A 19,881-nucleotide genomic window follows, 5' to 3' on the forward strand; every position below is an offset into this window, starting at 1 on the left:
GATTAGTAAGGAAGGTCTACTAACAAACATGAGAGCGACGACGGCGCCGCCCGCGGGTACCGCGCGAGGAGTCGGCCGGGCACTGCGCCCGACCGGGAAGGTGCTGCCGGAGCACGCACGGGCCCACAACCGGTCGCTGGTCCTCGGGCACCTGTTCCACGAGACCGCCGCCTCCCGCGCCGACATCGCCCGCAGCACGGGACTCACCCGGGTCACCGTGTCCGGTCTCGTCGCCGAGCTGGTCGCGGAAGGACTCGTCGAGGAGCGGGGCCCGCGCATCGAGGGCAAGGTCGGCAAGCCCGCGACGCTCGTCGCGATGCGGTCCGCGGCCTTCCAGATCGTCGCCGTCGACCTCACGAGCGAGTCGCGGATCCTGGGCGGCGTCCTGTCGCTCGCCGGCCAGGTCGTCGCGCGCCGCGAGGTGCCGCTCGACGGGCAGACCGGGGAGCGGGCGCTCGGCCTGCTCGAGAGCCTGTGCCGCGACCTGCTCGCCGCCGCTGACCGCCCCGTGCTCGGCATCGGCATCGCGTCGCCCGGCGTCATCGACCCGGACGGCGTGGTCGTGCAGGCGCCCAACCGCGGCTGGTACGACCTGCCGCTCGCGGCGCTGCTCACGGCCCGCCTCGACGTCCCGGTGCACGTCGCCAACGACGCCAACACGCGGGCGCTGGGCGAGTTCACGTACGGCCACGCCGCGGACACCGGGACCATCGTCGTCACGGTCGGTGAGGGCGTCGGCGCCGGCCTCGTCGTCGACGGGGCGCTGGTCCGCGGCCGCCACCACGCCGCCGGTGAGATCGGCCACGTCACCGTCGTCGACGGTGACCCGCGCGACGAGACGCCGCTCGAGTGCGCCTGCGGCCGCGTGGGCTGCCTCGAGACCGTGCTCTCCGTGCCGGCCCTGCGCCGCCGCACCCAGGGCCTCACCCCCCAGGACACCGACGCCGCGCTGGCGTCGGTCGGACGACTGCTCGGGATCGCACTCGCGCCCGTCGTCTCCGCGCTCGACCTCGCCGAGGTCCTGCTCTCCGGCCCCCCGGAGCTGCTCGACGGTCCTCTGCGGGAGTCGGCGCTCGCCACCCTCCGCGCACGCACCATGCCGGTCATCGGGCAGGGACTGGACATGCGGATGGGCTCCTTGGACGAGGACGGGGCTCTCGCCGGTGCGGCGGTCCTGGTCCTGTCCGGTCAGCTCGGGGTCACGTGACGACCCCGAGCCGACCGACTGCAGTCGGCATTCACCACCCGGCGCCGCCGTCCGGCGGACGCCTCGTTCACGGGAGGAACCCCAACGTGAAGATCCTACGTTTCGCCGCCGTCGGCGTGGCGGCTGCGCTGACGCTGAGCGCCTGCAGCTCCGGTGACGCCGGAGACGACGCCACGGCAGCCGGCACGCCCGAGGCCGCGACGATCAAGCTGTGGCTCGCGGGTGGCGACACACCGGACGAGCTGCGCACGTACCTGACCACGACCTTCGAGAAGGAGAACCCGGGCTCGAAGCTCGTCATCGAGGAGCAGGGCTGGGGCGACCTCGTCACCAAGCTGACCACCGCCCTGCCGGACGCCGACAACACGCCCGACGTGGCCGAGCTCGGGAACACCCAGTCCTCGACGTTCACCAACGTCGGCGCGTTCCTCGACATCAGCGACATGTACGACGAGCTCGGTGGCGACAGCCTGCTGCCCGGCTTCGTCGCGGCGGGCGAGGTCGACGGCAAGAACTACACGCTGCCGTACTACTTCGGCTCGCGCTACGTGTTCTACCGCAAGGACCTCTGGTCGGCCGCGGGCATCACGACGCCGCCCACGACGCTGGCCGACTACAACGCGGACGTCGCGAAGGTCGCCGCGGCGGACCCGAACGGGATCCCGAACCTCTCGGGCTTCTGGCTCGGCGGACAGGACTGGCGCAACGGCATCTCGTGGATCTTCGCCAACGGTGGTGAGCTCGCCGTCGAGGACGGCGGCACGTGGACGTCCACGATGTCGGACCCGAAGTCGATCGAGGGCCTCCAGCAGCTCCAGAAGATCTGGACGGACGCCTCCAAGGCTCCGCGCGACGCCACGGACGCCAACACGTACAACCACCTGAACGACGCCGACCAGGTGAAGGCGGAGGACGGCACCACGACCGACTACTCGCTCGACGCGGCGACGATCATGGCGCCGGGCTGGGCCCACTGGTCGATCGGTGACCTCGAGGGCGACAAGCGCGTGTGGAACGACGACAAGTTCGGCGCGTTCCCGCTCCCGGGCGTCGACGGCGGTGCGGCCCCCGTGTTCGCCGGCGGCTCCAACATCGGCATCTCGGCCACGTCGAAGCACCCCGAGCTGGCCAAGAGCCTGATGACGATCATCTTCTCGCCCGAGTACCAGCAGATGCTCGGGAAGAACGGCCTCGGCCCGGCCAACACCGAGTACACGAGCTCCCTCGGCGACGACCAGTTCGCCAAGGCGCTCGTCGCGTCGGCCGTGGCGTCGAAGCTCACCCCGGCGGCCCCGGGCTGGGCCGCGCTCGAGAACTCCAAGAAGCTCGAGGAGTTCTTCCAGAAGATCGCCGAGGGTGCGGACGTCAAGGCGACCGCGGCGGCCTTCGACAAGGACGCCACGCCGATCCTCAACGGCGAGTCCAGCTGATCCCGGTCGTGGGACCCGGGGCTGCCCTGCCCCGGGTCCCACGGCCCAGCGCCGTGCAGGCGGACGAAGGAGACCCCCGCATGTCCCGTAGCACCCCCGCGGTCGCCGCCCCCGCGGGCGCGGCTCCCGGCGCCGACCCCGCCGGCACGACCGCCGGTGCGCCGGCGCAGCGCCGCCGCCGAGCGCCCCGCACCCCGTACCTGCTGCTCGTCCCGTCGGTCGCGATCCTGCTGCTCGCGCTCGCGTACCCGCTCGGCTGGCAGGTCTTCACCTCGACGCACGAGTTCGGGCTCAAGCAGCAGTTCGGCGCCCCCGCGCAGTTCGTCGGGCTGCACAACTACGCGCGGCTGTTCACCGACTCCGAGCTGTGGACCGTCGTGGTCCGCTCGCTGGTCTTCTGCCTGGTCAACGCGTTCGTGACCGTCCTCCTCGGCGTCCTGGTGGCGCTCCTGATGCGCGCCGTGCCCCAGGCCGTGCGGATCGTCCTGCAGGTCTCGATGCTGCTGGTGTGGGCCATGCCGGTGGTCGCCGTCATGACCGTGTGGCGCTGGCTGTTCGACTACCGCCGCGGGGCGGTCAACTACCTGCTGACCCAGCTCGGGCTCGACTTCCAGGGGCACAGCTGGCTGGAGGAGCCGTTGTCCTTCTTCTTCGTCGCCACCGTCATCGTCGTGTGGATGTCCGTGCCGTTCGTGGCGTTCTCCGTCTATGCCGGGCTCACCCAGGTGCCGGGGGAGGTGCTCGAGGCGGCCGAGATCGACGGCGCGAACGCCTGGGACCGCTTCTGGGGGATCCTCCTGCCGATGGTCCGCCCCGTGCTCTCGATCGTCCTGCTGCTGCAGGTGGTCTGGGACCTGCGGGTGTTCGCGCAGATCAAGCTGCTCCAGGACGCGGGCGGCACGCCGAGCGAGACGAACCTGCTCGGCACGTACATCTACCAGCTCGGCGTGGGCGCCGGTGACTTCGGCACCGCCTCCGCCGTCTCCATCTTCGTGCTGGTGCTCACCGTCGCCCTCTCCTGGGGGTACGTGCGGACGCTGCTGCGGGAGGACGAGTCATGAGCCAGGCCACCACCACGTTGCCCCCGGTCGGTGCCGCCGTCCGCCGGTCGGGCCGCCGCTCGGGCCGCCGGTCGAGCCGCGGAGAGAGCCGCGGAGAGAGCCGCGGGCCCGGCGGCCTCGCCCGGGTCGTCCTGAGCGTCGTCGGCCTCGTGGTCGCCCTCGTGTGGGTCTTCCCGGTCTACTGGATGCTCAGCTCGTCACTGCTTCCCGACGTGCGGCTGCAGTCCGGCAAGCCGATCTTCTTCCCGGTCGGTGGCTCGTTCGCGAACTACCGGTCCGTGCTGGACTCGGGGTCCTTCTTCCCGGCGCTGCGCATGAGCCTCGCGGTGACGTTCCTGACCATCGTCGTCACGATCCTGTTCGCGTTCCTCGCGGCGCTCGCCATCAGCCGGTTCCGCTTCAAGGGCCGGCGGAGCTTCATCCTGGCGGTGCTGTTCATCCAGATGCTGCCGGCGGAGGGCCTGTTCATCGCCCAGTACAAGCTCATCGGGTCGCTGCACCTGCTGAACTCGGTGATCGGGATCTCCATCGTCTACGTCGCCGCGGTGGTGCCCTTCACCGTCTGGATGCTGCGCGGCTTCGTCGCAGGCGTCCCGGCCGAGCTCGAGGAGGCCGCGATGGTCGACGGTCTGAGCCGCACGCAGGCGTTCCTGCGGATCACGTTCCCGCTGCTCGCCCCCGGGCTGGTGGCCGCCGGCGTGTACGCGTTCCTGCAGGCGTGGAACGAGTTCACCGTGGCTCTCGTGGTCCTGCAGTCGGAACGGTCGGCCACGCTCCCGCTGTGGCTGCGATCCTTCGTCCAGACGAGCGCCGCGCGCGACATCGACTGGGGTCAGGTCATGGCGGCGTCCTCGCTCATCGCGGTGCCGGTGATCATCTTCTTCCTCTGCGTGCAGGGGCGGATGACCTCCGGCCTCGTCTCCGGAGCGGTGAAGGGCTGATCGTGACGGTGCAGGACGGGTGGTCCGTCGGCCTCGACGTCGGGGGGACCAAGGTGCTCGGCGTCGCCGTCGACGGCACGGGGGCCGTACGGCACGAGGTGCGCGCGCCGACGGTGCGCGGCACCGAAGGCGTCGTGCACGGCATCGTCGGGGTGGTCGGGCGTCTCGCGGCGCTCGCGCGGGTGCCGGTCGGCGGGCTCGTGGGCGTCGGCATCGGGGTGCCCGGAACGGTGCGCGCGGCCGCGGGCACGGTGGAGCACGCCGTCAACCTGGGCATCGAGGACCGCGTACCGCTCGCCGCGCTCGTCTCGGACGCCCTCGGCGGCGTGCCCGTGCGCGTCGAGAACGACCTCACGGTCGCCGTCGTCGGGTCGGCGCACGTGCTGGGTGCCGGGTCCGACGACTCACCGGCACCCGGTCAGGACATCGCGTTCCTCGCCCTCGGGACAGGCGTCGCGGCCGGGCTGCTGCTCGACGGTCGGCTCCGCCGCGGCTGGGGCAGCGCGGCCGGCGAGATCGGGCACCTGACGCTCGTCCCCGGTGGCCTGCCGTGCAAGTGCGGGCAGTCCGGCTGCCTGGAGCAGTACGCGTCCGGCTCGGCGCTCGACGCGGCGTGGGCGAGCCGTGAAGGGCTGCCTGCGCCGGTGGAGATCTTCGCCGCGGCCGCGGACGGGGACCCCCGTGCCGTGGAGATCCGCGACCGGTTCGCGTGGGCGGTCGCGGCGGCGGTGCGGATCCTCGTGCTGACGTGCGACGTCGGGCACGTGGTGATCGGCGGTGGTGTGAGCTCGCTCGGCGAGCAGCTGCTGACGGTGGTCCGCGCGGAGCTCGAGACGGAGGCCGCCGTGTCGCCGTTCCTGCGCTCGATGGGGCTGGCGCAGCGGGTGAGCCTGGCTCCGCGGGGCGTGCCTGTCGGCGCGCTCGGGGCGGCGGTCGTCGGTCGAGGAGGTTCCACCTGATGGAGGTCGTGATCGCCCCCGCCGAGCAGCTCGCGCGGCTCGCGGCGGACGCCGTCGAGACGCTCGTCCGGGCGCGCCCCGAGGCCGTGCTCGGCCTCGCGACGGGGTCGAGCCCGCTCGCGGTCTACGACGAGCTGGCGCGCCGGCACGCCGAGGAGGGGTTGTCGTTCGCGCGGGTGCGCGCCTTCATGCTCGACGAGTACGTCGGCCTGCCGGCCGACCACCCGGAGCGGTACCGCAACGTCATCGAGAGGGAGATCGCGTCGCGGGTCGACCTCGCACGCGGTGCCGTCCAGGGGCCCGACGGCCTCGCGTCGGACGTGGCCGAGGCCTGTGCGGCCTACGAGCGGGCCATCGTCGCCGCGGGTGGCGTGGACCTCCAGCTGCTCGGCATCGGCACCGACGGGCACGTGGCGTTCAACGAGCCCGGCTCGTCGCTCGCGTCGCGCACGCGCATCAAGACGCTCACCCGGCAGACCCGCGAGGACAACGCCCGGTTCTTCGGCGGCGACCTGGACCGGGTGCCGACGCACTGCCTGACGCAGGGCCTCGCCACGATCGTGTCCGCCCGCCACCTCGTGCTCCTCGCGTCGGGCCGGGGTAAGGCGGAGGCCGTGCACCAGCTCGTGGAGGGGCCGGTGAGCGCCCTGTGGCCGGCGACGGTCCTGCAGCACCACCCGCACGTGACGGTGCTCGTCGACGACGCCGCGGCCAGCAGGCTGCAGCTCGCCGACTACTACCGCGAGACCTACGCCGCGAAACCGGCCTGGCAGGGCCTGTAGCCCGGCGGTCAGGCCGCGGCGTCGAGCAGCCGGTCGAGGACCGTGAGCACGAGCGACACGAGGACCGTGAGTGCCGGCATCAGCCAGGCGCCGGCGACGCTCCAGCGCACGTTGCGCCGACGGACGTGCTCGGCGGGCTCGAACGGGTCTGCCACCACGTCGGCCGTCGGTGCGCTCCGCTCCCGCAGCGTCTGCCACGTCGCCTCGCCGACGAGCAGGACCGCACCGGTGACCACGGCGACGGGGACCGGCATCGCGACGACCGGCGCCGTCGCCAGGAGCAGCAGCGCGACGACGACGGCGAGCAGGGCCGCGCACACGAGCCACGTCACGACGAGAGCGCGCCCGGCCATCAGCAGACGTGCGACGACGACGGAGCTCACGGCGATCACCGCGGCACCGGCCAGCTGTCCGACGGTCACGGTCAGCACGTCACCGTCCGCCAGCCCGGCCCACAGCACCAGGAGCATGCCGACGAGGCCGACGAGGTCCGGGACCGACCGTCGCAGGTCGCGCAGTGCGGACGGCTCCGGCGAGGACACGACGAGCCCGGCGGCGAACTCGGCGGGCGCCCCGAACGCCTCTGCGGCCTGCTGGCCGCTGTCCGCGCAGAACTGCCGCACCTCGGCGAGCGCGTCGCCGATCCGCCTGCCGTCCGCGTCCCGCTCCCGCATGGCCAGCACGAACGCGTCGCGCCAGGGCGCCGGGACGAGGTCCTCCTGGGTCATCGGTGCATCTCCTCGGTCGTCGTGCCGGTGCCGCCGGCGTGGATGCTGCTGGTGGTACCGGCGGCGGTGCCGGTCGTGGTCCCGGACGGGCCGCCCGCAGCGGTGGTTGCCGCGGTGCCTACCGCGGTGCCTGCCCCGGTGCCGGTCGTGATCTCCGCCGTGAGGGCGGCGAAGGCACGCCAGGACTCTCCCCGGCTGCGGAGCTCGCGCCGCCCCTGCGGCGTCAGCGCGAAGTACTTGCGGCCCGGGCCACCGTCGCCGGGCCGCCACTGGGTCGTGACGAGCCCGCCCTGCTCCAGCCGGGCCAGCAGCGGGTAGAGGGTGCCGCCCTTCACCGCCCCGAGACCGAGCTCGTCGAGCCGGGCCGAGACGGCGTAGCCGTAGGTGGGGCCGTCGGCGAGCACGGCGAGCACGCAGACGTCGAGCACGCCGCGGAGCCACTCGCCGGGCCAGGAAGGAGCCGTCACGGGCTAGACAGTACGGCTATCTAGTCAGCCTGGCTACCTAGGGAGCGCCGAGCGGTGCTCCGGGGGAGCGGCGTGCCTCCGACGTACACTCGTCGGCATGAGTGAGCCCTTCCCGCCGAGCACCGGACCCGACGACCCGTTCGGCCCGGACCAGGGCACCTCGACGAGCGTCCTGGAGCGTCAGGAGACCCACGAGCAGGTCGAGCCGGGGGATCACGAGCGCTTCGCGCACTACGTGCGCAAGGAGAAGATCATGGAGTCGGCGATGAGCGGCAAGCCCGTCGTCGCCCTCTGCGGCAAGGTCTGGGTGCCGGGGCGCGACCCGAACAAGTTCCCCGTCTGCCCCGTCTGCAAGGAGATCTACGACGGTCTGCGCCCGCCGCAGGACGGCGAGGGCGGCGGCAGCGGGTCCGGCGGCTCCGGTGGGGCCGGGGGCTCGGGCGGTGCCGGCGGGTCCGGTGGACGCCGCTGGGGCTTCGGCCGCGGCTCGTCCGGCGAGTGAGCCCGACACCGCGCCCGTCCTCCGTCAGCTCGAGCCACGCGTCGTCGTCGGCGGCCTCCCACCTGCCACCGGCGTTCCCGTCGCGTGCGCCGTGGGGTACGGCGGGCAAGCTGCGCGCCTGGCAGGCGGAGGCGCTGGAGACCTACCGCGCGCGTGAGCCGCGCGACTTCCTGGCGGTCGCCACGCCGGGCGCGGGCAAGACGACGTTCGCGCTGCGGATCGCCACCGAGCTGCTCGAGGCCCGGCTGATCCGGCGCGTCACGGTCGTGGCGCCCACCGAGCACCTCAAGCGGCAGTGGGCCGACGCCGCCGCGCGGGTCGGCATCACGCTCGACCCGAACTTCAGCAACGCCCAAGGGCGCCACGGTCACGGGTTCGACGGCGTCGCCGTCACGTATGCGCAGGTCGCCAGCAAGCCGGCGCTGCACGCTGCGCGCACCACCGCGGCGCCGACGCTCGTGATCCTGGACGAGGTGCACCACGGCGGCGACGCGCTCTCCTGGGGAGACGCGGTCCGGGAAGCGTTCGAGGACGCGACCCGGCGGCTGTCGCTCACGGGCACGCCGTTCCGGTCGGACACCGCGGCCATCCCGTTCGTCCAGTACGCGGCGGACCGGGAGGGCATCCGGCGCAGCGTGGCGGACTACAGCTACGGCTACGGGGACGCCCTGCGTGACCACGTCGTGCGCCCGGTGATCTTCCTGTCGTACTCGGGGTCGATGCGCTGGCGGACGAAGGCGGGCGACGAGATCAGCGCCCGGCTCGGCGAGCCGCTGACCAAGGACATGACGGCCCAGGCCTGGCGCACGGCACTCGACCCCAACGGCGAGTGGATCCCGAGCGTCCTCGCGGCGGCCGACCGCCGGCTCACCGAGGTCCGGCGGTCGGTGCCCGACGCGGGGGCCATGATCATCGCGACCGACCAGACCGACGCCCGGGCCTACGCGGGCCACCTGGCGCGCCTCACCGGCGAGTCACCGACGGTGGTGCTGTCGGACGACGACGGCGCGAGCGACCGGATCGACGAGTTCTCCGCGGGCGACTCGCGCTGGCTCGTCGCCGTCCGCATGGTCTCGGAGGGGGTGGACGTGCCCCGCCTCGCCGTCGGGGTGTACGCGACGAGCACGGCCACGCCGCTGTTCTTCGCCCAGGCGGTCGGCCGGTTCGTGCGGGCACGCCGGCGCGGCGAGACCGCGTCCGTGTTCCTGCCGTCCGTGCCGCAGCTCCTGGTGCTGGCGAACAGCATGGAGCTGGAGCGGGACCACGCGCTCGACCGGCCGAAGACCGCCGAGGAGCAAGGGCTCGACTACAACCCCGAGGACGGGCTGCTCGCGGCGGCGAACCAGGAGCGCAACGGCCCTGACGCACTCGGTCCGGACGGCAAGCAGGGAGCGTTCGAGGCGCTCGAGGCCCAGGCGTCCTTCGACCGGGTGCTGTTCGACGGCGGCGAGTTCGGGACGGGTGCGGAGGTGGGCTCCGAGGAGGAGCTCGACTTCCTGGGCCTGCCCGGGCTGCTCGACGCCGACCAGGTGTCCGCACTGCTGCGGCAGCGTCAGGCGGACCAGCAGAGCGGCAAGCGCCGGACCGCGTCGGCGGCCGCCGCGGCCGACCTGCAGGCCATGGACCACCGTCGGCAGGCCGAGCTCCGCAAGGAGCTGTCCCAGCTGGTGGGGGCGTGGTCACGACGGTCGGGGCAGCCGCACGGCGCGGTGCACAACGAGCTCCGGCGACGGTGCGGCGGACCCGAGGTGGCGTTGGCCGACCCCGACCAGCTCACCGCGCGGGTCGAGATGGTCCGGGGCTGGTTCGTCGGCAAGCGCTGATGTTGCGCCTCGGGTGGATGAGCATCGCCCGATGCATGCACTGCCGGCACCCAGGCACAAGCCCTGTCTCATGATGCGGACGCGCGGTACTCGGTGCGTTGGTGCAGGTCACGGCGCTGGACGCGCGACCACATAGCAGGCGTCGACGGTGGCGCAACTTCGCGTTCGACGTGCCGACGGCCCGGGCGGCTGGAACTCTCTTGGTGTGCCCAACGGCGCCGGGTACCCCCGGAGGCCGTATCGGTGACCAGAAGAAAGAGGTCAACCCATGCCCGCTTGGCTCATCCTCATCCTCGTCGGTGTCGTCCTCCTCGTCCTCGGGGTCGCGACGAACATCGGCTCATTCCTGATCTGGATCGGCGTGATCGTTCTCGTCGTCAGCCTGATCCTCGGACTGGTGGGACGCGGTCGCACCAGGGTCTGACCGGGCCGCCGCCGGCGGAGCAGACACCCCCTGACTGCTCCGCCGCGCGAGCGGCCTGGTTCTCGACGCTGCCGGGTGCCGTCAGTCACCCAGCCGCAGCGTCACAGTCGGCACCGCGGCCTCGTCGGCCGACAGCCGCCGCGCCCCCCGCGGCAGCTCGTCACGCGAGGCGCGGTGCCGATCTCGTGCCCGGGCCACGCCCGACGCCCCCGTCCAGGCACGGTCGACGCTCCCGTCGGCCACCAGCGGGACGTGCAGGGCGCGGAGCTCCTCGCCGTCGGGCACCCACCGCACCACCTGCGCCTCGGGGCCGCTCACGAGCACCTCCTCGACCGCCCGGCCCTCGCTGTCCCGCCGTCGCGCGGCAGCCTTGCGGCCCCCCACGCTCGTCTTGGACCGCGACGCCTTCGCGACCGGTACCCATGACCCGTCGAGCCCTTCGCGGGCGACGAGCTTGTAGACCATCCCGCACGTCGGTGCCCCGGAGCCGGTCACGACGGACGTGCCGACGCCATAGAGGTCCACCGGTGCCACGGCCAGCGCCGCGATCGCGTACTCGTCGAGGTCGGACGTCACGGTGATCCGCGTCCCGACCGCGCCCGCCGCGTCGAGCTGCGCGCGGACCTCCAGGGCGAGCACCCCCAGGTCGCCCGAGTCGAGCCGCACGCCCCCGAGCCCGGTGCCCGCGACCGCGAGCGCGTTCTCGACGCCCTGCCGCACGTCGTACGTGTCCACCAGCAGCGTGGTCCCGGTGCCGAGGGCGGCCACCTGCGCGGCGAACGCCGCGCGCTCGTCGTCGTGCACCAGCGTGAACGCGTGCGCGGCGGTGCCGATGGTCGGCAGCCCGTACCGTCGCCCGGCCTCCAGGTTCGACGTGCCCGCGAAGCCCGCCACGACCGCGGCGCGGGCCGCGGCGACGGCCGCCTCCTCGTGGGCCCGGCGTGATCCCATCTCGAGGCAGGGCCGGTCCACGGCCGCGCTGGTCATGCGGGAGGCCGCGGAGGCGACCGCGGAGTCGTAGTTGAGCACGGACAGCACGAGCGTCTCCAGCAGCACCGCCTCCGCGAACGTGCCCTCCACGACGAGCACGGGCGACGACGGGAAGAACACCTCGCCCTCGGCGTACCCGACCATCGACCCCGAGAACCGGTAGCGGGCGAGGAAGTCGAGCGTGGCGTCGTCGACCACGTGACCGTCCGCGAGCCAGTCGAGCTCTGCGGTCGAGAACCGGAACTGGTCGAGCAGCTCCAGCAGGCGTCCCGTGCCGGCCAGCACCCCGTACCGGCGCCCCGGCGGCAGGCGCCGGGTGAACACCTCGAACACGCACCGCCGGTCCGCTGTGCCGTCCCGCAGCGCGGCCTCCACCATGGTCAGCTCGTAGCGGTCCGTGAGGAGCGCGGCGCTCGGGCGTTCCGTGGGGGCTGTGCCGCTCGTGCCCTGCTCAGGGGACGTGGTCATGTCGCCAACGTAGGTGCGGGGCACGGCTGGTGCACCCAGGTGCACGAAGGCGGAAGGAGCCGCCCCCACACACCTACAGTGGTGGGCGTGCCAGTGCAGACCACGCCCGACGAGCGCGTCGAGGCCGTCGCGGAGACGGCGCTCGGTGACCCCTGGGTCACGATCGTCTGGAACGACCCCGTGAACCTCATGAGCTACGTCACGTACGTGTTCGAGTCGTACTTCGGCCACCCGCACGCCAAGGCCGAGAAGCTCATGCGCCAGGTCCATGAGGAGGGTCGCGCGGTGGTGTCGACGGGCGTGCTGGAGTCCATGGAGGTCGACGTGCAGGCGATGCACGGCTTCGGCCTGTGGGCGACCCTGCAGCGCAGCGGCCAGTGATGCACGGTTTCCGGGCCCGGCAGGGCCGGTTCGTGGCGCGCGTCGACCAGGGCGAGCGGGAGGTGGTGGCCTCGGTGGTCGCCGACGTCCTCGAGCTCCTCGGTGCAGCCCGCCCCGACGAGGAGCACGCCGCCGGTGAGCGGACGGCGCCCGCTCCCGTGGCCGACGGGGAGATGCCGCACCTGCGGAGCGACACGCCCGCGGCGCCCGTGGACCCCGCGGTCAGGCGCCTGCTTCCTGATGCCTCGCGTGACGACCCGGCGGTCGCAGCGGAGTTCCGCCGGCTCACGGAGGACGACCTGCGGGCGAAGAAGGTGGACCGGCTCGTGGCGCTGTGGCAGGCCCTGATGGCGCCGGGCGGCGGCCGCCGCCGCGACGAGCTGGTGGTGCAGTCGCAGGACGCACCGGCGGTCGCCGCCGCCCTGACCGACCTGCGCCTCGTGCTCGCCGAGCGGCTCGGCGTGCACACGGACGCGGAGGCCGACGCCATGTACGCCGTGCTGGGGGACCCGCCACCGGGCACGCCCGCCGCGCATGGCGAACACGAGACTCGCCGGTACCTCGTCTCCGTGTACGGGGCACTGACCTGGCTCCAGGAGTCGCTCGTGGTGCTCATGCTCGCGGACGCCCGGCAGGCCCGTAGGACCCGCCGTGACGTGCCGCCCGGGCCCGCCGACACGGGGGAGAACCCTCCCAGCGGTTAGGCTCGGCTCCGTGAACGACGCCCCCATCGGCATCTTCGACTCAGGCGTCGGCGGTCTCACCGTGGCCCCGTGCGGTCCTCGACCAGCTGCCGCACGAGTCGACCCTCTACATCGGTGACACGCTCAACACCCCGTACGGCAGCAAGCCGCTCGCGGCCGTCCGTGCACACGCGCTCGAGGTGATGGACGACCTCGTGGACGCCGGTGTGAAGGTGCTCGTGATCGCGTGCAACACGGCGTCGTCGGCGATGCTGCGGGATGCCCGGGAGCGGTACACCCTGCGCCGCGGCATCCCGGTGGTCGAGGTGATCCTGCCCGCCGCCCGTCGCGCGGTCGCCGCCACCCGCTCGGGCCGGATCGGCGTCATCGCGACGAAGTCGACGGTGGAGAGCCGGTCCTACGACGACGCGTTCGCGGTCGCGCCGGGCGTCGAGCTCACCACGCAGGCGTGCCCGCGCTTCGTCGAGCTCGTCGAGGCGGGCATCACGTCCGGGCCCGACGTGCTGGCGCTCGCCCGCGAGTACCTGGAGCCCGTGCGGGCCGCCGGTGTCGACACCCTCGTCCTGGGCTGCACGCACTACCCGCTGCTCACCGGCGCGATCTCGTACGTGATGGGCGAGGAGGTGACGCTCGTGTCGAGCGCCGAGGAGACCGCCAAGGACGTGTACCGCACGCTCGTGGCGCACCAGCTGGAGCGGGACGCCCTGGCGGGCCCGCCCGCGCACCGGTTCCTCGCGACGGGCGACCCCGTCGCCTTCCACTCGCTGGCGCGCCGCTTCCTCGGACCCGAGGTGGGCGCCGTGGAGCCCGCGGGATCGCTGCGATGAGGCTCGTGGTGCTCGGCTGCGCCGGGTCGTTCCCCGGCCCGGACTCCGCCGCGTCCGGGTACCTGGTGCAGGCCGACGACGACGCCGGCCGCACCTGGACCGTGCTGCTCGACCTCGGCAACGGCGCCCTCGGGCCCCTGCAGAAGTACGGCGACCCGACAGCGCTCGACGCCATCGGGCTGTCCCACCTGCACGCCGACCACGTCGCCGACATGGTGGTGCTCAACGTGCTGCGCCGGTACCGCCCCGAGGGTCCGTGCGACCCCGTGCCCGTCTACGGCCCCGCCGGGACCGCCGACCGGCTCGCGATGATGGCCGGCAAGGACCCGGCCACCGACGTCGGTGGCCAGTTCGACGTGCGCGAGTGGGACCCGTCGGTTCCGGTCGTCGTCGGGCCGCTCACCCTGACCCCGGTGCCCGTCGAGCACCCGCTGCCCGCGTTCGGGGTGCGCGTCACCGGGCCGTCCGACATCGACCCTTCCGCGACCGTCACCCTCGCGTACACCGGTGACACCGACGGGTGCCCCGGGCTGGACGCGCTCGCTACCGGTGCCGACCTGCTGCTGAGCGAGGCCGCGTACGTCGAGGGGCGCGACGACTCGTGGCGGGGCATCCACCTGACCGGTCGACGGGCCGGCGAGGCTGCCGCCCGCGGGGGATCCGGGCGTCTGGTGCTGACGCACATCCCGGCCTGGAACGACCCAGCGGTGGCCGTGGCCGAGGCGCGGGACGTGTACGACGGGCCGGTGGACGTCGCCGTGCCCGGCGCGGTGCACGTTCTTTGAGGGACGCCTTCCCGGTGACCGGCATCGCACTTCTGGTGCGGCACTGAGGAGATCGGTCTTGGCGGCGGCCATCGCGCTCGCCGCAGTCGTGACCGCGACCGGCTGCACCGGCAGCGCGGTCGACGCGGAGTCGCTCGTCGGGGCCTACGCCTCCGTAGACACGGACGGCGAGCTCGTCCTCGCCGACGACAGCACCTTCACCGCGGTCTCGGTGCCCTCGTCGGTCCTGGGCGACGTGATGGACGCCGAGCGCGTGGACCTGTCCGGCAGGTGGGAGTACCTGGAGACGAGCGGCGCCGACTTCGTCTACCTGTCGATCGACGAGGTCGTGGGCGGCGCGTCGCTGATCGCGGGTGTCCAGCTGTACGTCTCTCGGAACGGCGACGTCTACTTCCGGCCGGACCCGGACCGTGCGACGACGGTGGTCTACGAGCCGACCGGTCGACGGCCGAGCGGCCGCGACTGATCGGGTCCGGCGCCCCGCTGGTCCTGCCGTCGTGGTGACGTCTGCTGGTACGGATACGGCGACCGTGTCGACGGTCGGATCCCTGAGCGGCGGTCTGGCCCCGTCGACCTGTCGGCCCGGTCGACTCGTCGAACGCGTCGGAGATCGCCGGGCCGGAGCCCGCCGCGCCCACCGGCTGTCTGCTGCCCCACGGCATCCCTGCAGCAGACGACGCGGCGGTTCGACGGAGTCACAGACGTCACCCGGATGCGCGTCCCCTCCAGATGGGCGCGGGGCCGGACGACACGGCCGGGTGACCGAGAGGGCCCGGCCCGGCCGTCATCGAGTACTCGTTGGCGGCGTGCGTCGCTGACCTGTGCGGATGCTGCGACCGTGCGGCGGGCAACCCTGGCCGATGGTTGCTGTGGAGCCCCCCCGTCAATCCAAAGGAAATTTGTCGGGTTCGAGCACAACCCTTTTGAGGTCCTCCACATTGGTCCAAAGTCATCGCCGAATGGCCGGTTTGTCACGGATCGGGCCCTCTACGGTGACCTGGTCCGCTCCCCTCGATGGGGGCTCTCGCGCGCCAGTTCTGTTGATCCGGCGGGTGGTGTGCGGGTGGGTCCTGTGGTGTTCAACGGGCGGTCGCCGGTTCGGCGGTCGTCGAGGTGTGTTGGTTCGAAAAGGGGAGCTCGTGGTTCGCACTGCTTTGCGGTCGTTGGTTGCTGGTGTGGTGGCGGTGGTTCTGGGCTGCACGGTGGGCGGGTTGCCTGCGGTGGGGGTCGAGGACGGCGCTGGGGTGGCTGACCGGTCGTGGGTGGTGTCGTTGGTGGGGTCGGGGACGCCGTCGATGCGGCGTGCGGCTGAGGCGGCGTTGCTGGGGTCGGATGAGGACCTGGCGGCGTTCGTGGATGCCGGGTTCGAGTCGGCGTTGGGCGCGGACTACCGGGCTTCGGCGCAGGTGCTGGCGAGCACGGACGGTCCGTCGTTGAAGGCTGCGGCGGTGGCGGCGTTGGCCGGTTCGGATGCCTCCTTGCGGGAGTTCGTCGACGGCGGGTTCCGGTCGGCGTGGACCGCGGACGAGCGGTTGCGGGTGGCGCGGGCGCTGGACAGTGGCGGGCCGGCGACCCGGGCGGCGGCGCAGGCGGCGTTGGCGGGGGATGCGGCGGCGTGGTCGCAGTTCTTGTCCTCGGGGTTGGCGGCGGCGCGGTATGCCGATGAGCGGTTGATGGCCGCGACGATGCTGACCGGTGCGGCGAACAACTCCGGTGCGGCGTTGGACGCGGCGGGGCAGGCAGCGTTGGCGGGCACCGCGGAGGATCTGCACGAGTTCTTGGCGAACGGTCAGTTCGTGGCGCGGGCCCGGGATGCGGAGCTGGCCACGGTGCGTGGGTTGACCGAGCAGGCCCGGCAGGCCGGTGCGGTGACCGCGACCGAGGCGGCGGACGCGACGGAGGCTTCGGCGCGGGCGGTGTCGGCGTCGGAGCGGGCCAAGGCCGCGGCGGGTGAGGCGTTGGCGCAGGCGGGTGCGGCCGGTGGTGCGGCGGACGGGGCGTCCGCGGCGGCGGGTCGGGCTGGCGACGCGGCGGCGGCGGCGGAGGGTGCTGCTGCGGAGGCGGTGTCGGCGTCGTCGGCGGCGTTGCGGGCGGCGCAGACCGCGGCGGACGGGGCCCGGCAGGCCACGGCGGCGGCGTCGTTGACGGCGCGGGCGGCGGCGGCGGCGCAGTCGGCGGCGGCGGCGGCCCGCACGGATGCGGGTAAGGCGTCCGCGGCGCGGGTCGCGGCGCAGGCCGCCCGGGACGCGGCGGCGCAGCTGGTGGTCCTCAACGAAGTGAAGGCGCAGCGGGACGCGGCGTTGGCGCAGGCCCGCACCGCGGCGGGTGCGGCCATGAGTGCGTCGGTGAACGCTGATGCGGCGGCGGTCGCGGCCGACTCGGCCTCGAGGCAGGCGGGGGTCTCGGCGGCGCAGGCCAAGCGGACCCGGGCCGCGGCGGCCTCGGCCAAGGTGCAGGCGGCGCGGGCGGCGAGTGCGGCGCAGCGGGCGTTGGGCTTCGCCGAGGACGCAGCGGCGGCTTCCGATGAGGCGTTCGAGTTCGCCCGGCAGGCCGGTGAGCACGCCCGGCTGGCGGCGTTGGCCGCCGACGAGGCGGCCGGTGCGGCCGGGGACGCGTCGGTGGCTGCCGCCAAGTCCGCCGAGCACGCGACGGCCGCGACCGCGGCCTCGCAGGTCGCGGTCGCTGCCGCGGCGGCGGCGGTCGAGGTGGAGAAGCTGGCCCGGGAGGCGGACGCGGCCCGGTTGGCGGAGGCCACCGAGCAGGGTGTCGCCGACGCCCAGGCCGCGGTTGCCGACGAGCAGGCCGCCGCGGCGGCGGGTGGGGAGCTGGCCGGGTGGGACCGGGCGGTGCTGTGGGACACCGCCGAGGACGCCCGCATCCCGGCGGCCACCCAGACGCTGCTCACGGAGGCGACCGCGTCGGGCGCGTCCACGCAGACGGTGCTCGACAAGGGGCGTCGGGCGGCGTTGGCGTTGATGTCCACCGGTGGGGAGTGGACCAAGGCCGCCGCGGCCGAGGCGCTGGCCGGTGACGAGACCGTGCTGCGGTCCTGGCTGAGCCAGGGCCGGGTGGCGGCGGCCGGGCAGGACGACCGGGCCCGGGTCTGGCACCTGGTCGACACGTTGCCCGAGGGGCAGCAGAAGGTCGCCGCGCGGGCGTCCCTGGACGGTGACGACGCCGCCGTGGCCACGTTCCTGCGCACGAGGGCCTACCCGCGCAAGGCCGCCGACGACCGGCTCGCGCTCGCCCGGATCCTGGCCGCCAAGCCCGGACCTGCCTTGTATGCCGCGACCCAGAAAGCACTGGCCGGGACCGCCGCGGCGGCGCACGAGTTCCTGCGGACCGGGCAGTACACCGCCCGGGCCGCCGACCAGCGCGTCGAGATCGCCCGGGTCCTGGACGCCGGCGGCCCGGAGGTCAAGGCCGCCGCCCAGGTCGCCCTGGCCGGACCCGCCTCGTACGGGTCGTACTTCCTGACCGTGGGCCAGTTCAAAGCCGCCCAACGCGACACCGAACAGACCGCGCACGTCCAGGCCGTGCAAGGCCTGGTCGCCCAGGCCCAGCAGTACGCCCAGAAAGCCGTCGGTGACGCCGCCGAGGCCCGCCGGGTCGCCGCCGTCGCCGCTGGCGCCGCCACCGAGGCAGCCGCTGCCGCCGACCAGGCCGCCGCCGCCGCGCAACAAGCCGCCGGCTACGCTGCCGCGGCCAACCAGTCCGCCGCAGCCGCCAAAACCTCCGCCGACCAAGCCGCCACCTCCGCACAAACCGCCAAGAACGCAGCAGCACAGGCACAGGCCAGCGCCGACAACGCAGCCCGCTCTGTCGTCACCGCGTCGGCGGCGGCAAAGCGCGCAAAGACGGACGCCGAATCCGCTCAATGGGCGAAGCGGGATGCACGGACCTCTGCCACCGCCGCAGGCCTGGACGCGGCCACGGCCACGTCGGCCGCGCTGCAGGCCGCTGTGACCTATACCTTGCGGCTCGCCCAGGAGGAAGCCGCGGACCGCAGCACCGCCGCTGGCACCGGGCCAGACGGCACCGGCACGGCGAACGACGCCCACCGGTACAGGAACTGCCTGACCTCTGTGGCCACCCGGGACCCATGGCCCGCGTGCAAGGCGGTCGCGATTGAAGCTACCGAAGTGGTCGTCTCCGGTGGCAAGTGCGCCCCGTACTCCCGGGACCGGCAGGCCGGCTCCTGCCAGGTGCTCGACTACGGGATCCGGACCTTTGTCGAGATCGCAGAGAGCCATCCGGAACTCCTCGTTTCGTTGGGCCTGGATGTATTCCAAACGCTCCTCGGCCTCTGCGGGTTTGCGCCCGGGCTGGGGGAGGCATGCGACGGCGTCGACATGGTCATCTCCGGTCTGCGGGGCGATTGGCTAGGGGCTGGGCTTTCGGCCGCCGCGATGATCCCATTCGCCGGTTGGGGGTCTGGAGGGGCCAAGATCGGCCAAGACATCACAAGCATGGTCCGCACGTCCGAAAAGATCGAAGAGTATTTGAAGTCCGGATCGACGGTATGGGACGACATTGCTGCGACGCAGGATATAATCCCCGGCACGGGCGGCCTTCCGAAATCATTCGAGATGTCAGCTGGGGATGTCCGCGTGTGGGTGAGCCCAAACGTGACGGACCACATGGCAGAGCAGGCCGCAGGAGCAGTCCGGCGGGGAAAGAGCCCTGAGATGCTGGCTCTCGGGACCCAGCAGCAGCTCCGCAGCCTGCAGGCGGCGATCGCCGAAGCGACAAGCAATGGATTGCGGCTAGATGATCCAGTAACGGTCGGCGGTTGGGAACTCGAATTTCGTCAGCGGGCGAGCGACATCTTGCCGGCGCTGGTGCACGGACGGCAGGTAGGGTGAATGCGATGATCAAGATCGTGGGAACGGTTTCATGTCAATCAGCCTTTTCCGAGCCTGACCCGTGGATACCGCTCAAGGTCACTTGGGGCGACCTGGCGCCGGCTCCGCGACTGTACCTGTTCGTTTCTGATCCGAGACAGGGTTATGTGGAGTTAAAGATCGACCCAGACTCGGGTGCGCTCCGCGGGTTTGTAGTTATAAACCTGCCGGCGATGGTCGACCGGGAGTTGGAGCCTGCTATTGTTCGGGACCGACAGATCGCATTGCTTGATCTGGGGAATTGGCCGTGGAAGGTGACCCCCGACTACAGCGAGCCGGAGCGTCTTGATATCGACATCGAGAGTAGCCTCGCCTGTTCCTCCAGCCACAACCGGTTGGTCATCTGGTTCTCCGATGAGCCTATAGCGAAGTTCTTGCAGGTGGAGTCGATCCGGATCGGCGTTTCGAGCGGCGGAGAATTGGTGGCGATCGATTCGCTCCTCGAGAATGTGGCCGAAAATTGGCTCCACGGATAGGTTCTGGCGGTACTCATCTATG

The 19,881-nt window shown here is 72.7% G+C and carries 18 protein-coding genes and 1 pseudogene; 16 read left to right on the plus strand and 3 right to left on the minus strand.

Annotated elements, in window-relative coordinates:
* The first annotated feature begins 28 nt into the window (after positions 1 to 28).
* The 6 genes from ACVW07_RS18410 to nagB all read left to right on the plus strand — a co-directional run bounded on the left by ACVW07_RS18410 (position 29) and on the right by nagB (position 6,380).
* Positions 29 to 1,207, plus strand: coding sequence for an ROK family transcriptional regulator (locus ACVW07_RS18410; protein ID WP_456820648.1), 1,179 nt, complete (start codon positions 29 to 31; stop codon positions 1,205 to 1,207).
* Positions 1,208 to 1,293: 86 nt separating this feature from the next.
* Positions 1,294 to 2,637, plus strand: a complete 1,344-nt coding sequence (locus ACVW07_RS18415; RefSeq protein ID WP_456820649.1) for an extracellular solute-binding protein — start codon at positions 1,294 to 1,296, stop codon at positions 2,635 to 2,637.
* A gap of 80 nt (positions 2,638 to 2,717) precedes the next feature.
* Entirely contained in the window at positions 2,718 to 3,698 is a 981-nt protein-coding gene (locus ACVW07_RS18420; protein ID WP_456820650.1) for a carbohydrate ABC transporter permease, read from the plus strand.
* Positions 3,695 to 4,639 (plus strand): carbohydrate ABC transporter permease, encoded by a 945-nt coding sequence (locus ACVW07_RS18425; RefSeq protein ID WP_456820651.1) that lies wholly within the window; start codon positions 3,695 to 3,697, stop codon positions 4,637 to 4,639. The genes ACVW07_RS18420 and ACVW07_RS18425 overlap by 4 nt, the downstream gene beginning before the upstream one ends.
* A gap of 2 nt (positions 4,640 to 4,641) precedes the next feature.
* Positions 4,642 to 5,598: an ROK family protein gene (locus ACVW07_RS18430; RefSeq protein ID WP_456820652.1), complete on the plus strand. Its 957-nt coding sequence runs from the start codon at positions 4,642 to 4,644 to the stop codon at positions 5,596 to 5,598.
* Positions 5,598 to 6,380 (plus strand): glucosamine-6-phosphate deaminase, encoded by a 783-nt coding sequence (nagB, locus tag ACVW07_RS18435; protein ID WP_456820653.1) that lies wholly within the window; start codon positions 5,598 to 5,600, stop codon positions 6,378 to 6,380. The genes ACVW07_RS18430 and nagB overlap by 1 nt, the downstream gene beginning before the upstream one ends.
* Positions 6,381 to 6,388: 8 nt before the next feature.
* Here nagB and ACVW07_RS18440 read toward each other — a convergent pair whose 3' ends face one another.
* The gene (locus tag ACVW07_RS18440; RefSeq protein WP_456820654.1) at positions 6,389 to 7,108 is read right to left on the minus strand and encodes a hypothetical protein; all 720 of its coding nucleotides are present in this window, start codon (positions 7,106 to 7,108) and stop codon (positions 6,389 to 6,391) included.
* Positions 7,105 to 7,575 carry a PadR family transcriptional regulator gene (locus ACVW07_RS18445; RefSeq protein WP_456820655.1) on the minus strand — a complete coding sequence of 157 codons (471 nt, stop codon included), beginning with the start codon at positions 7,573 to 7,575 and terminating at the stop codon, positions 7,105 to 7,107. Before ACVW07_RS18445 ends, ACVW07_RS18440 begins: the two co-directional genes overlap by 4 nt.
* 97 nt (positions 7,576 to 7,672) lie before the next feature.
* On the opposite strand from ACVW07_RS18445, the gene ACVW07_RS18450 reads away from it, so the two are divergent.
* The 3 genes from ACVW07_RS18450 to ACVW07_RS18460 all read left to right on the plus strand — a co-directional run bounded on the left by ACVW07_RS18450 (position 7,673) and on the right by ACVW07_RS18460 (position 10,324).
* Complete coding sequence (locus ACVW07_RS18450; protein ID WP_456820656.1) at positions 7,673 to 8,077, plus strand: DUF3039 domain-containing protein; 405 nt, start codon at positions 7,673 to 7,675, stop codon at positions 8,075 to 8,077.
* A complete protein-coding gene (locus tag ACVW07_RS18455; RefSeq protein ID WP_456820657.1) occupies positions 8,074 to 9,900 on the plus strand; it encodes a DEAD/DEAH box helicase in 1,827 nt (608 codons plus the stop codon). The genes ACVW07_RS18450 and ACVW07_RS18455 overlap by 4 nt, the downstream gene beginning before the upstream one ends.
* A 268-nt stretch (positions 9,901 to 10,168) precedes the next feature.
* The gene (locus tag ACVW07_RS18460) at positions 10,169 to 10,324 is read left to right on the plus strand and encodes a hypothetical protein (protein WP_456820658.1); all 156 of its coding nucleotides are present in this window, start codon (positions 10,169 to 10,171) and stop codon (positions 10,322 to 10,324) included.
* An 81-nt stretch (positions 10,325 to 10,405) separates the two neighbouring features.
* Here the strand turns inward: ACVW07_RS18460 and ACVW07_RS18465 are convergent, their stop codons facing one another.
* Positions 10,406 to 11,782, minus strand: coding sequence for a nicotinate phosphoribosyltransferase (locus tag ACVW07_RS18465; RefSeq protein WP_456820659.1), 1,377 nt, complete (start codon positions 11,780 to 11,782; stop codon positions 10,406 to 10,408).
* Positions 11,783 to 11,869: 87 nt separating this feature from the next.
* Here ACVW07_RS18465 and clpS point away from each other — a divergent pair, with 87 nt between their 5' ends.
* The 7 genes and pseudogenes from clpS to ACVW07_RS18500 all read left to right on the plus strand — a co-directional run bounded on the left by clpS (position 11,870) and on the right by ACVW07_RS18500 (position 19,859).
* Positions 11,870 to 12,163, plus strand: a complete 294-nt coding sequence (gene clpS / locus ACVW07_RS18470) for an ATP-dependent Clp protease adapter ClpS (RefSeq protein ID WP_456820660.1) — start codon at positions 11,870 to 11,872, stop codon at positions 12,161 to 12,163.
* Complete coding sequence (locus tag ACVW07_RS18475; RefSeq protein ID WP_456820661.1) at positions 12,163 to 12,867, plus strand: DUF2017 domain-containing protein; 705 nt, start codon at positions 12,163 to 12,165, stop codon at positions 12,865 to 12,867. Before clpS ends, ACVW07_RS18475 begins: the two co-directional genes overlap by 1 nt.
* Positions 12,868 to 12,877: 10 nt before the next feature.
* Positions 12,878 to 13,694 (plus strand): annotated as a pseudogene (murI, locus tag ACVW07_RS18480) (glutamate racemase).
* On the plus strand, positions 13,691 to 14,479 hold the full coding sequence (locus ACVW07_RS18485) for an MBL fold metallo-hydrolase (RefSeq protein WP_456820662.1): 789 nt from the start codon (positions 13,691 to 13,693) through the stop codon (positions 14,477 to 14,479). The pseudogene murI and the gene ACVW07_RS18485 overlap by 4 nt, the downstream one beginning before the upstream one ends.
* Before the next feature lie 58 nt (positions 14,480 to 14,537).
* On the plus strand, positions 14,538 to 14,945 hold the full coding sequence (locus tag ACVW07_RS18490) for a hypothetical protein (protein WP_456820663.1): 408 nt from the start codon (positions 14,538 to 14,540) through the stop codon (positions 14,943 to 14,945).
* A gap of 673 nt (positions 14,946 to 15,618) precedes the next feature.
* Positions 15,619 to 19,344, plus strand: a complete 3,726-nt coding sequence (locus ACVW07_RS18495; RefSeq protein ID WP_456820664.1) for a hypothetical protein — start codon at positions 15,619 to 15,621, stop codon at positions 19,342 to 19,344.
* A gap of 5 nt (positions 19,345 to 19,349) precedes the next feature.
* Positions 19,350 to 19,859: a hypothetical protein gene (locus ACVW07_RS18500; protein WP_456820665.1), complete on the plus strand. Its 510-nt coding sequence runs from the start codon at positions 19,350 to 19,352 to the stop codon at positions 19,857 to 19,859.
* Positions 19,860 to 19,881: the final 22 nt, after the last annotated feature.

The sequence above is a fragment of the Cellulomonas sp. URHB0016 genome (assembly GCF_054057935.1).